Here is an 11,532-nt window from a genome sequence, read left to right on the forward strand (position 1 = left end):
CTAACGCCTACGATCGAGCGATGGACTCCGCACTGGACGCCCTGATCGCCGACCTTCCGGACGGCTCCGTCGTCGTCGACCCTGACATCCTGGCGTCCTACCGTCAGGACAGGGCCGCAGACCCGAATGCCGGCACCCCGCTGGCCGTCGTGCGGCCAAGGCGCACCGAGGAGGTGCAGGCCGTGATGCGCTGGGCGACCGCGCACAAGGTGGCAGTCGTGCCGCGCGGCGCCGGTACCGGACTGTCCGGCGGGGCCACTGCCCTAGACGGCGGAATCGTGTTGTCGACCGAACGCATGCGCGACATCGCGGTCGATCCGGTGACCCGCACCGTGGTCACGCAACCGGGCCTGTTCAACGCGGAGGTCAAGAAGGCCGTCGCCGAACACGGGCTGTGGTATCCGCCCGATCCATCGTCGTTCGAGATCTGCAGCATCGGCGGCAACATCGCCACCAATGCGGGCGGGCTCTGCTGCGTGAAATACGGCGTCACCACGGACTACGTGCTGGGGCTGCAGGTCGTGCTGGCCGATGGCACCGCGGTACGCCTCGGTGGTCCGCGCTTGAAAGACGTTGCGGGACTGAGCCTGACGAAGTTATTCGTGGGCAGCGAAGGCACGCTCGGGATCGTCACCGAAGTGACGTTGAAGCTGCTGCCAGCCCAGCATCGCGGATGTACGGTGGTCGCCTCCTTCGACAACGTGGCGGCCGCCGCGGACGCGGTCGTGACGATCACCGGCAAGATCCGACCCTCCATGCTCGAATTCATGGACGCGGTCGCCATCAACGCCGTCGAGGACAAGCTCAAGATGGGGCTCGACCGCAACGCGGCGGCAATGATGGTCGCGGCCTCCGACGACCGAGGCCCTGCGGGCGTGGAGGACACCGAGTTCATGGCACGGGTGTTCACCGAAGCCGGTGCGACTGAGGTGTTCTCGACCGACGACCCGGACGAGGGCGAGGCCTTCGTGGCGGCCCGCCGGTTTGCCATCCCCGCGGTCGAGGCCAAGGGCTCACTGCTACTCGAAGATGTCGGCGTCCCACTTCCCGCGCTGGCCGACCTGGTCTCCGGCGTCGAGAAGATCGCCGAACGGCACGGCCTGCTGATCTCGGTGATCGCGCACGCCGGCGACGGCAACACCCACCCGCTGATCGTGTACGACCCCACGGACGCCGAGATGACTCGGCGCGCACAGAGCGCATTCGGCGAGATCATGGACCTGGCCGTCGGACTCGGCGGCACCATCACCGGCGAGCACGGCGTCGGCCGACTCAAGCGGCCGTGGCTGGCGGGCTACCTGGGACCCGAGGCGATGGAACTGAACCGCCGCATCAAGAAGGCGCTCGACCCCGACGACATCCTCAACCCCGGCGCCGCTATCTAGCCGCGATTTCGGGGGCAGTAGCGACGTGCCAGTCGGCGGCGGCCCGCTGCTGATTCCAGAATTCCGCGAAACGGCCACCCGCTGCGAGCAACTCGTCGATGGCCCCGTCCTCGAGCACCCGTCCCGCCTCGACGAACAGCACCCGATCCGCTTGCCTGATACTGGCCATCCGGTGGGCAACGATCACCCGCGTGCGCGGCCTCAGGTCGGCGGTCAGCGCGTCGACGACGGCCGCCTCGTTCTCGGTGTCCAAGGCACTGGTCGCCTCGTCCACGAGTAGCACCGGCGCCGGCTTGACCAGTGCCCGCGCGATGCTGACGCGCTGGCGCTCACCCCCGGACAACGCGGCCCCCGCTTCCCCGACCATCGTCTGAGCTCCGTCGGGTAGCCGACCCGTGAGCTCGTCGACCCGGGCCAGCCGCGTCGCCTCGGCCAGCGCTTCGGGCGCGGCGTGCGGGTCGCCGACGAGCACGTTGTCGCACAGTGCGCCGTCGAACAGATAGGGGTGCTGGAACACGACACTCACCGCTGCGCGCCGCGCCACGGGGTCCAGCGTCGCGAGGTCGACGCCGTCGAACAGCACTCGTCCCCGCGTCGGGTGATGCAGTCCCGCGATGAGCGCAAGGATCGTGCTCTTGCCCGAACCCGACGGTCCGACGATGGCCGTCGTGGACTCGGGGTCGAGCACGAAACTCAAACTCTCCAAGACCGATTCGGTGCCGTAGTCGAAGCCGACGTCGTCGAACTCGATGCGCGGGGGTGCGGTCGGATCCGCGAGCGTGGCAACGCCGGAAGCCAATGTCGGCGCGTCCAGCACGGCCTGAATCCTGCCGAGTGTGGTCCGAGTCGACTCCAGCGCAGGAGCCAATTCGCTCAGCACGGTGAACGGCTCCAGGTATCTGGCGACGACCACGATCAAGGCGATCGCCACCGGTACTTCCAATTCACCGCGCACCGTCAGCAACGTGGCCGTCCCGGCGAACAGGATGAGTGCCACCTGGCTGGCGAGGCTGAAGAGCAGCTGGCCGGGAATCTGCATCGTCAGCAGTCGCAGGCTCGCGCCGTGCTGCGCCTGCAGCGCTCCGCCCACCAGACTGCGGGCCGGCTCGACGCGCCGTGCCGCCCGCAGCGCCTGCTGCGTGCGGGCGAATTCGATGATGCGCTCGGTGAATACGGTGTTGGCGCCGCCCGCCACCGCGTCGGCCCGGCGGGTGAGCCGCGTGCCGATCCACAGTGCGCCAAGCAGCACCACGACCCCCGCCAAAGCAGCCAGTCCAAGGCCAGGGGCCACCGCCAGCAGCGCTACAGCGATGGCCGGGGGCAGCAGCGCGGCGCTGATCAACGGAGTCAGCAAGTTGACGACGAGCCCGACCAGTTCCGGCCCGGTGGCGGCGATGGCTTGCCGGGCGGTCGCGGTGTTGTCGTGGGTCAGCCAATCCAGCCGGATGTTCGGAAGCCGGTCGGCCACATCGTGTTGGGTGTTGTCGAGGACGGCGAAACCGAGCGTGAAACCGATGCGCGCGGTCGCGGTGTCGATCGCCCAGCCGGCGACGGTCGCTGCCGTCAACCAGCCCAGCCAGGCCCACGCGCGTTGCGGTGCGTCGCCGAACAGTTCGGCCACCAGCGGGACCAAGATCACCGTGCCCGCAGCGCGGAGCAACACCGAAACGACAGCCAGCATGGTGTAGGTGGCGACCCTGCCGCGATGGTCGGCTGGAATCAAGGCCAGCAAGGTGCGGATCACTGCCGGACCTCCACTACCGCGGATGCGCCGCGTCTGCCGGAATCCCACAGCGTGCGGTAACGCCCGTCCGCGGCCAGGAGTTGGTCGTGGGTGCCGAGTTCCGCGAGCTCACCGTCGTCAAGCACGGCGATCTGGTCGGCGTGTGTGATGGTGTGCAACCGGTGCGCGATCACGAGCACCGTGCGGTCTCTGGTGAGCCGGTTGAGTGCTTGTTGGACAAGGTATTCCGATTCCGGGTCCGCGAAGGCGGTCGCCTCGTCGAGGATCAGCACCGGCGTGTCGGCGAGGATGGCCCGTGCGATCGTCAGCCGCTGCCGCTCACCTCCGGACAGGCCGGCGCCTGCGCCCAGCACCGTGTCGTAGCCGTCGGGCAGGCGCAGTATCCGGTCGTGGATCTGAGCTTCCCGGGCCGCCGCCTGCACCCGCGCCAGCTCGGCTTCGGGGTCGGCCAGCGCGATGTTCTCTGCCACGGTGCCGTGCACCAATTGGGCGTCCTGCAGCACGAACCCGACCCGGCGGTAGAGCTCGTCGGCGCTGAGCGCTCGAATGTCCTTGCCCCCGATGGTGATCGAACCTTGCTGCACGTCGTGAAACCGGGCCAGCAAGGCGGCGAGGGTGGACTTGCCCGACCCCGACGGCCCGACGAGTGCGGTCACACTGCCCGGGCGCAGCGCCAGCGTCACACCTTTGATCACCGGCACGTCGGGGCGGTAGCCGAAGGTGACGCGGTCGAAGAAGACGGTGGAATCGACACCCTCCGACGACGACTCGAGCTCGCGCACGGCCAGTTCTGGCTCGTCGAGCGCGGTCTGCACCCGACGCGCGGCGAGCAGGCCACCCTGAATTCCGCCGAGCCCGTAACCGATGCCCAGCAGACGGGCACCAAAAGTGGTGCCCAGGAACAGAAATGGTAGCAGGTTCACCGGATCCATCCGACCGGTGGCGATCAACGGGGTCCCGACGACGGCGATCAGCCACAGGAAGGTCGAGGGCCGGGTGACCAGGTCCATCAGCGTCTTCTTCCCGACGAACGGCCGCTGCCAACTCACCAGGAACGCGAGGTAACCGTCGAGTCGGCGCCGAAAGCTGGACGCCGCGGCACCGCCGAACACGCGGACCACGGGCTGGCCCTCCAGGTACGCGCCCGCCTCTCCGCTCATCTGCTCGGCCCACCGCGGGGCCTGCGCGATACGCGGGCCGGACTGAATCGTCATGACGGACATCAAGACGACGTAGACCAATACGGGCACGAAGAGCACCAGCGCCAGTCGCCAGTCGACGACGAAGAGATACACCAGTACCGCCACCGGTGCGACGACGGCCGCGACCGCGTCCGGGATCGCATGGGTGACCAGATAGTGCAACGCAAGCGTGTCGTCCTGTACGAGTTGCTTGATCGAACCCGAGCCACGGGAGGTGAACCAGCCCAACGGAAGCCGGGCCAACTTGGTCAGCAACTTCCCGCGGAGATCGTTGGCGAATCGGGCGTCGACCCAGTGCAGCCATAGTGTGAGGGCGGCGGCCAATATGGTGCCGACGCCGAGCAGCGACACTGCGGCGATGCCGAGCGTCCACAGTCGAGCCTCGTCAGCACCAGTCAGTAGCAGTCGGGCCAACTCGACCAGCAACACGAACGGCGCCAGCTCGATCAACGTGATCAGTGCCTGCAGCACACCGGAACCGAGCAATGGCGCCTTCAACGGCGCGAGCAGCCGTCCGCCCGCCTGTGCCCGCCAGTTGCCGCGGGCGGGTTGTGCCGCGAGCGGTTCGGGAATCTTGGGTGCCGCGGACGGCTCGTTGCCGCGCCGCTTGCCCATCGCGCGGCCCTCGGTCCAGTAGGCCTGCGCGTGTAGTTCCGACTTGGGAAAGCCGAACTCGTCGCGCAGCCGGGTGCGCAGGTGCTTGAGGGCGCCCGCCTCGGGTCCCAGCCACGCGTACCAGTTCGACCAGTCGCGGGACTCGATGGCGGTGGCCAGGCTCGTCGCATCCTTCCGGATCACCCGGTGCAGGTTGAGTCGGGGGTGCTCAGCAATCGGGATCTGCAGATCGTGCTCGTCGTGCTGTTCGAGGTAGGCCTCGATCGGAATGTCGTGCGGGACTGCGTCGATGATGCCGTTGATGGCAGGCGTCGATGCCGAGTCGCCGATGAGCAGATACCCAGCCGGGGGCTCGTCGCCGACGCTGAAACCGGCCGAACCCAGGGACATCACCGAGATCGTCGCGCCCGGCGCCGCGGTGCGCGCCCACTTGCTCGCCGGTCCGGCAGGTTCGTGCAGGACGACGTCGACCGCGAAGTGGCCCGTGCTCGTGTCGGCTTCGGTGATCGTGTATGCGCGCTGGAACTCCGCATCCGTGCCGTCGGGATCGGGAAACCAGAACCGCAACCACGAGGTCGGTTCGGCCAACGCATCCTCGAACAGCGTCGGGGAAACCATGCGTATGCGCAGGAAGTGCGGGGCCAAGTGTTCGGTCTCGAGCACGGTGGCTTCGTGGTCACGTGCGCCGAAGCCACGCAGCATCGCTCCCTGAAACCCGCGTGCCATCGGCCATCCCCTTTCGCGACGTGTCGATACGACGGCTAAGGGTAGCCTTACTTCACGCTCGCGTGGGGGCTCCGTCGTTGCGCTATGGGAGTGAGACCAGAACGCAGAGGCTGCCGATGCTCGTTGCGACGCTGATCGAGAGCAGGAAGAAACTTGGCGCTGCGCGCGTCCCGCGGGATGCCCTGCCCTGATCGCGTGTTCGCAGTGCTGTTCCGACGGCAGCTAGCCCGCAGACGACGAGACCGCTGAGCAAGACCGTGGCCAGCCCGGCCTTCGAGGGCGCCACGATGTATTCGCGAACCGCCAACAGCACGACGCATGCCGCGGTCAACGCCGTGCGGCGCCACGCCAGGATCGTGCGCTCGACTGGTAGGCCCCGATCGTCGGCGCCGCGCGCCATCACCTGATGACGATCGCGATACACACCACGGCGCTCAGGCAGACGCTCGCCACCGTGACTTGCAGGATCACGGTTGGCGACGGCAAGGGCTGGTGCCGTCGAATTGCGTCTTGGACACGGCGCCAGCGACTGAACGCGATCAGTGAGATCAGCGTGGCTGTCGTCGTGCAGATGATGGCGAGCACCGTGAGGTCTGGCCCGTGGATTCTCGATGAAGCGGACATCTCACCGATGACGACACTTGCCCCCAGCAGCGCCAAGGCGGTCCGAATCCAGGCCAGGAACGTGCGCTCGTTGGCCAGTGTGAACCGGTAGTCGGGCTCCTCCTCCATTACCGAGCGGACTTGGCGAGGAAACTGGCATCGAATGTGTCTGCGTAGTTGGGCAATTGGGTCGACGGCTCGACGGATCCCTGCGTCTTGGCCCATTCGCCAAGCTCGGTCAGCTTCTGCGCGAGGTCCGGCTTCAACTGGAGCGTGAAGTCGAACTCGGCGAGCACGGGGCCCAGCAGTGCCGGATCGAGTTGGGTTGCCTTGGCGACGGCGTCCGTGGCGGCGCCGTTCTTTTGGGAGAGCGCGGTACCGGCTTCGTCGAGGGCGGCGAAGAATGCCGTGATCGCCTTGCCTTTCCCGGAGATGGCGGGCTGAGTGGCGAGATACAGGCTGTGCTGGTTGTACGTGCCACCCGTCAGCTCGACGGCGTCGGTGCTGAGTGTCTGGATCACCTGCGCCTGGTAGGGCTGGAAGATCGACACCGCATCGACGTTGCGCTGACTCGCCGCCGTCACCATGGCCGATGGTGATACCTGAACAAGTTTGGCATCGATCTTGTTCTGTGCCAGCGCATTCGAGATGAAGTAGGCGGCGCTGGTGCCGAGTGGGGTGCCGATTGACTTACCTGCGAGGTCTTCGATGGTGTTGATGCCGGCACTGCGGCGCGCGACGATCCGCGAGCCTTGCCAACGCGAGCCGTCCGCGACGACTCTCAAGGTCGGCGTGCGGGTGAGCACGGCCGAGGTGGGTACGTCTGCGGCCGTGGTGATGTCGACCTGACCCGCAGCGGCGGCTTGCAGCGCCTCCACTCCCGACTGAAAGTTCACCACCTTCACGTTCACGCCGTGCTTGGTGAACAGTCCGGTGTCGGCGGCCACCGGGATCTGCGCCCACGAGGGGTCGACGACGAACCCCACGGTGAGGGTGCCGGCGTCGGTGTTGCCCGAACTCGCGCACGCGGTGACCGATGCCGCGAGTGCGCCTGCGGTCATGACGGCGGCAAGCAGCCGTCGAAGGGATGTCTTCATTGTCGTGTTAGTCCTTCACGAGGTCGGTGCACCGCATGGTCGATGCCGAGTTGGTGGTGCAGAGTCTTGCGAATATCGCTGTAGCCCGGCTGATCTGCCAGTGCGTCAGACGGTCGTGGGCGACTGAGAGGGTTGGTGATCTGATCGACGATCACGCCGTCGCGGAGCACGCTGACGGTGTCACCGAGTCGGATCGCTTCGTCGATATCGTGCGTGACAAAGACGATGGTTCGGTTGAGTCGGGTCCACAGATCGATCAGCAGGTCCTGCATCCGCAGGCGCGTGAGCGCGTCGAGTGCGGCGAACGGTTCGTCCATGAGCATCACGGCGGGTTGGCCCGCCAGGACCCGTGCAATGCTGACTCGTTGCCGCATGCCACCGGACAATTCGGCGGGGCGCTGCCCGCCGACGTCCTCGTGGAGCCCGACAAGATCGAGTAGCTCGCGGATCTCCGCACTTCGTCTGGCCTTGGGCAACCGCCTTGCAGTGAGGGCGAATTCGATGTTGTCAGCCACCGTCATCCACGGAAACAGGACGTCGCGCTGAAAGGCGACTCCGCGTCGTGGGTGAGGGGCCTGCACGGTGTCGCCGTTGTCGGTCACCGTGCCGGAGGTCGGTGTGATCAGGCCGGCCAGGCAGTGCAGCAGTGTCGACTTCCCGCTGCCGGAGGCGCCGACCAGCACGGCGAAGGCGCCGTCGGGGACGCTCATGGAGATGTGGTCGAGGGTGGGTCGTCGCTTGCCAGGGAATTGGAGCACCAGGTCGTGAGTTTCGATGGCCATGTCAGTGCTCCTCGCCCGCCCAGCGCGTGAACGGTGTGGTGACCGAAGTGATGAGCAGATCGCAGAGCGCACCGACGAGACCTAAGACGATCAGGCAGAAGATCAGCCGATCGGCTTGGGAGAACAGTTGCGCCTGAGAGATTCGATACCCGATACCCGAAGTGGTGCCGGTCATTTCGGCGACGACGATCAGCACGAACGACATCGCGGCACCCACCCGCAAGCCGGAGGCGATGTCTGGCGCCGCCTCAGGCAACACGATCTTGCGCAGTGTCTGCCATCGTCTGGCGCCCAGGCATCGGGCGGCCATGAGATAGTCGCTCGGTGTACTCGCCAGCCCCGCGTGGCTGCTAATCCACACCGGGACGAAGACGCCGAGCGCGATCACCAGTGTCTTGCTGTTCTCCCCCAGCCCAAACCACAGAATGGCCAGCGGGACCAGGCCGATCGTGGGAATCGGTGAGAAGACCCGCAATACGGGTTGAAGAAGATTGCGCCCTGCCGCGGTCGTGGCGGTGAGGACCGCCACCACGATTCCTGCGGCAGCGCCGATCGCGAATCCCACTGCGGCCCTGCGCAAGCTGGCGCCAATGTCGTCTGCCAACAGCCCGCTGGTCCACAGCGTGTGACCGGCGGCAAGGATCTCGGGCACGCTGGGAAAAAGTTGTCGGGGAAAGCGCCCGGTCGCCACCACCAGCGACCACGCCGACGCCGCCAGAATCAGCCCGGCGATCGTCCATCCGAGCGTCCGCAAGCGTCCGAACGCCGACGTCGACCACGGTCGCCGGCCAGCCGCGTTGCGGCCCGAGTCGGCGATCACCGTCCGCGATCGCGAACCGACAGCCTTCGCGTCGAGTTCGGTTGTCATGGAAGACCTTCTGGCTCTGGGCGAACGTCCACCTTGCGCAGCGGTGGCCGCGGGCCGTCGATGGGCGTCCAGTCGAAGGGAACCGCCTGCGACCGGTACACCAATGCGGTCTGCGTGAGCCGGTCGATGCCAGGCACCCTGGGGTGCTTGACTTCGGGTTCGCCCGCGACCCCGTATCCGACGAAGGGGCTGTGGTACTCCCATACGACGTCACCGCTGGGCGTCACCTGGAACAGCCTGCCCTGCATGCCCTCAGTGATGAGTGTGTTGCCGTTGGGTAGCCGCTGCGCGTTGCTGACGAATGAACTGAAGAACGTCCACGGGGGCAGCCCGGAGTCCTCGGCCGTGTACTGCCACACTATTTCCTCGGTGACCGGATCGATCTCAAGGATGCGAGAGCCGGCGTAGATACCGACCGCAGCCGGCGGATATCCTGCGCCGCCCTGGTTGTCGAAGACCAGGATGTTGCCCGCGCCAGGCAGTCCGGAGGCGATCATGTGCGGATTGTGCTGACCGGACGTCTGATCGAGCGGGCGCGGCACCGCGTGAGCGGTGATCCGCTGATGCTGCGATCCTGCTTCGGCGTCGTAGTACGGTCCGAACTTCCATGCGATCTTGCCCGTCGACTTATCAACGAGCGCAATGACGTTCGCCTTGCGGAAGCTGACAAGGACGTTGTCCGGGTGAAAAGCGGTGTCGAGTCTGGTGTCGTACCAACGATTCGGGCCAAGCGTCTTGGCGCTGTTCATCTCCAGATAGCCCCACGGATCTTCGGGGTCGCGAGCAGCGGTCTCCCGGAGCGCGGCCCAACCCGCTTCTGAGAAGCCGAACTCCTCGAGGTGGTCTCCGGCGAGCCACGTCCACACGAGCTCGCCATCGGGCGTTACCTCGTACAGTCCTTGATCGCCGACGACGTCTGTGCCGAGGCTAGGCACGACGCGAGGGACGGTGACCAAAAACATTCGGTTGCCGTTGGGGAGCAGCTCCCAGTCGTGGTTCTGCCGTGCGGCACCGCCGGGTGCCTGTGCTCCCCACTGCCAGACCAAGTCGCCGTCCCAGCTGATCTGCCCGACGGTGCCATTGGCATAGATGCCGCCGCGCGCATCGCCGCTCTCGGACAACTGCACGCCAACGTCACCGACGCGCCCGCCGTTTAGCGCCGGATCGAGGATTCGGGACGGCACGCCGGCGTACGGCCAAGAGTGGGCGACGCTTCCGTTGAGGTCGATGAGGTGGGTATTTCCGTCGGCACCGGTGAAGAGGACGTAGCTCTCATGGACGAGTTCGGGGTCGAGGTAGGTAACTCCGCTGAGTCTCGCGAATGCCATGTCGGCCAGTCCACCAATCCCTTGTTGCCACGATGTGTCGTCCCCGTAACTGTTCTAATCGATTAGCGTAACGAGCTACAGCGGCGTTGGAACTGTCACAATCGACGTGATTCAAAGCCTGGCGACAAGCCATCGGGCGAGGCAAAGAGGAACAGCAATGACTGGGAAGCGTCCGACCCTCGCCGACGTGGCCTCCCGCGCCGGCACGTCGACCGCGGTGGTGAGCTACGTGCTCAACAACGGACCCCGTCCGGTGTCAGAGTCGTTGCGCGCCAAAGTGCTCATTGCAATCGAGGAGTTGGACTACCGCTTCGACCACCGCGCCCGCGCGCTTCGTCGACCGCGACGGTGGCGTCAGATCGGTCTTCTCGTACCCGACCTGACGATGCCCCTGTTCGGGGATTTCGTGGGACGAATCGAAATGGAGGCCAGGGCACGCGATCACCTCACCATGATCGGGAACACCAGGTACGACCCGGAACGTGAACTCGAGTTTGCAACGGCCTTCGCCGAAGTCGGCATCGACGGGCTCGTCGTGATCGGAGCGGCGAACGCATCGCAGACGGCAAGGCTCTGCGCCCAGGAGCGGATCCCGGTGGTCTGGATGCACAACATTCGCGGAGGCGTGGTCTCCGAGATCGTGGGTGTCGACCACGTCCACGCCGGCGAACTCGTCACCCGACACCTCGTCGACACCCACGATTGCCGACGGATCGCGTTCGTTGGAGGCTTCACCGAATCCGACGTCACCCATGGCGACAGGGAGACCGTGCAGCAGCGCTTCATCGGTGCCGAATCGGCGACGGCCGACGTCGTGCACATCGCTACCGACCTCACCCCGGCGGGCGCGTACGGCGCCGTCACCGCCTTTCTTCGAGCCTCCGGCGACGCTCCAGATGCGTTCGTCATCGGCACTTACGGGCAGACATCGGCGACCATCCGAGCCATTGTCGACACCGGCCTGACCATTCCCAATGACATCCGCGTGGTCGGTTTCGACGGGGCCATCACCGACTACGGGCGGTTCGACCTCACCACGGTGCAACAACCCGTCGATGCCCTGGCCCGAGCGGCGCTCACCCAACTACTCGACGCTCCCGCGGCAATCCCGACTCCGATGGAACCGTCACTACGGATCGGGAACAGCTGCGGGTGCCATGACTCGCAGGAAATCGCCTGACA

General features: G+C 66.4%; 10 protein-coding genes. 2 read left to right on the plus strand and 8 right to left on the minus strand.

Annotated elements, in window-relative coordinates; genetic code table 11:
• The first annotated feature begins 20 nt into the window (after nucleotides 1-20).
• On the plus strand, nucleotides 21-1,385 hold the full coding sequence (locus tag SLQ30_RS24370) for an FAD-binding oxidoreductase (RefSeq protein ID WP_319449364.1): 1,365 nt from the start codon (nucleotides 21-23) through the stop codon (nucleotides 1,383-1,385).
• Here the strand turns inward: SLQ30_RS24370 and SLQ30_RS24375 are convergent.
• The 8 genes from SLQ30_RS24375 to SLQ30_RS24410 all read right to left on the minus strand — a co-directional run bounded on the left by SLQ30_RS24375 (nucleotide 1,378) and on the right by SLQ30_RS24410 (nucleotide 10,350).
• A complete protein-coding gene (locus SLQ30_RS24375) occupies nucleotides 1,378-3,129 on the minus strand; it encodes an ABC transporter ATP-binding protein (protein ID WP_319449365.1) in 1,752 nt (583 codons plus the stop codon). The genes SLQ30_RS24370 and SLQ30_RS24375 overlap by 8 nt on opposite strands.
• Nucleotides 3,126-5,672 (minus strand): ABC transporter ATP-binding protein/permease, encoded by a 2,547-nt coding sequence (locus SLQ30_RS24380; protein WP_319449366.1) that lies wholly within the window; start codon nucleotides 5,670-5,672, stop codon nucleotides 3,126-3,128. Before SLQ30_RS24380 ends, SLQ30_RS24375 begins: the two co-directional genes overlap by 4 nt.
• A gap of 82 nt (nucleotides 5,673-5,754) precedes the next feature.
• Nucleotides 5,755-6,075, minus strand: coding sequence for a DUF202 domain-containing protein (locus SLQ30_RS24385; protein ID WP_413468173.1), 321 nt, complete (start codon nucleotides 6,073-6,075; stop codon nucleotides 5,755-5,757).
• Nucleotides 6,072-6,404, minus strand: coding sequence for a YidH family protein (locus SLQ30_RS24390; RefSeq protein WP_319449367.1), 333 nt, complete (start codon nucleotides 6,402-6,404; stop codon nucleotides 6,072-6,074). Before SLQ30_RS24390 ends, SLQ30_RS24385 begins: the two co-directional genes overlap by 4 nt.
• Entirely contained in the window at nucleotides 6,404-7,372 is a 969-nt protein-coding gene (locus tag SLQ30_RS24395; RefSeq protein ID WP_319449368.1) for an ABC transporter substrate-binding protein, read from the minus strand. Before SLQ30_RS24395 ends, SLQ30_RS24390 begins: the two co-directional genes overlap by 1 nt.
• On the minus strand, nucleotides 7,369-8,154 hold the full coding sequence (locus tag SLQ30_RS24400) for an ABC transporter ATP-binding protein (protein WP_319449369.1): 786 nt from the start codon (nucleotides 8,152-8,154) through the stop codon (nucleotides 7,369-7,371). The genes SLQ30_RS24395 and SLQ30_RS24400 overlap by 4 nt, the downstream gene beginning before the upstream one ends.
• Nucleotide 8,155: 1 nt before the next feature.
• Nucleotides 8,156-9,022 (minus strand): ABC transporter permease, encoded by an 867-nt coding sequence (locus SLQ30_RS24405; protein WP_319449370.1) that lies wholly within the window; start codon nucleotides 9,020-9,022, stop codon nucleotides 8,156-8,158.
• The gene (locus SLQ30_RS24410) at nucleotides 9,019-10,350 is read right to left on the minus strand and encodes an aryl-sulfate sulfotransferase (protein ID WP_319449371.1); all 1,332 of its coding nucleotides are present in this window, start codon (nucleotides 10,348-10,350) and stop codon (nucleotides 9,019-9,021) included. Before SLQ30_RS24410 ends, SLQ30_RS24405 begins: the two co-directional genes overlap by 4 nt.
• A gap of 157 nt (nucleotides 10,351-10,507) precedes the next feature.
• Here SLQ30_RS24410 and SLQ30_RS24415 point away from each other — a divergent pair, with 157 nt between their 5' ends.
• The gene (locus SLQ30_RS24415; protein WP_319449372.1) at nucleotides 10,508-11,530 is read left to right on the plus strand and encodes a LacI family DNA-binding transcriptional regulator; all 1,023 of its coding nucleotides are present in this window, start codon (nucleotides 10,508-10,510) and stop codon (nucleotides 11,528-11,530) included.
• Nucleotides 11,531-11,532 lie beyond the last annotated feature (2 nt).

The sequence above is a fragment of the Mycobacterium sp. RTGN4 genome, assembly GCF_033804635.1.
GTDB lineage: Bacteria > Actinomycetota > Actinomycetes > Mycobacteriales > Mycobacteriaceae > Mycobacterium.

Coding starts and splice junctions, on each gene's coding strand:
- SLQ30_RS24395 (WP_319449368.1), bottom strand. CDS start 7,372: ATGAAGACATCCCTTCGACGGCTGCTTGCCGCCGTCATGACCGCAGGC.
- SLQ30_RS24415 (WP_319449372.1), top strand. CDS start 10,508: ATGACTGGGAAGCGTCCGACCCTCGCCGACGTGGCCTCCCGCGCCGGC.
- SLQ30_RS24400 (WP_319449369.1), bottom strand. CDS start 8,154: ATGGCCATCGAAACTCACGACCTGGTGCTCCAATTCCCTGGCAAGCGA.
- SLQ30_RS24410 (WP_319449371.1), bottom strand. CDS start 10,350: ATGGCATTCGCGAGACTCAGCGGAGTTACCTACCTCGACCCCGAACTC.
- SLQ30_RS24370 (WP_319449364.1), top strand. CDS start 21: ATGGACTCCGCACTGGACGCCCTGATCGCCGACCTTCCGGACGGCTCC.
- SLQ30_RS24405 (WP_319449370.1), bottom strand. CDS start 9,022: ATGACAACCGAACTCGACGCGAAGGCTGTCGGTTCGCGATCGCGGACG.
- SLQ30_RS24380 (WP_319449366.1), bottom strand. CDS start 5,672: ATGGCACGCGGGTTTCAGGGAGCGATGCTGCGTGGCTTCGGCGCACGT.
- SLQ30_RS24390 (WP_319449367.1), bottom strand. CDS start 6,404: ATGGAGGAGGAGCCCGACTACCGGTTCACACTGGCCAACGAGCGCACG.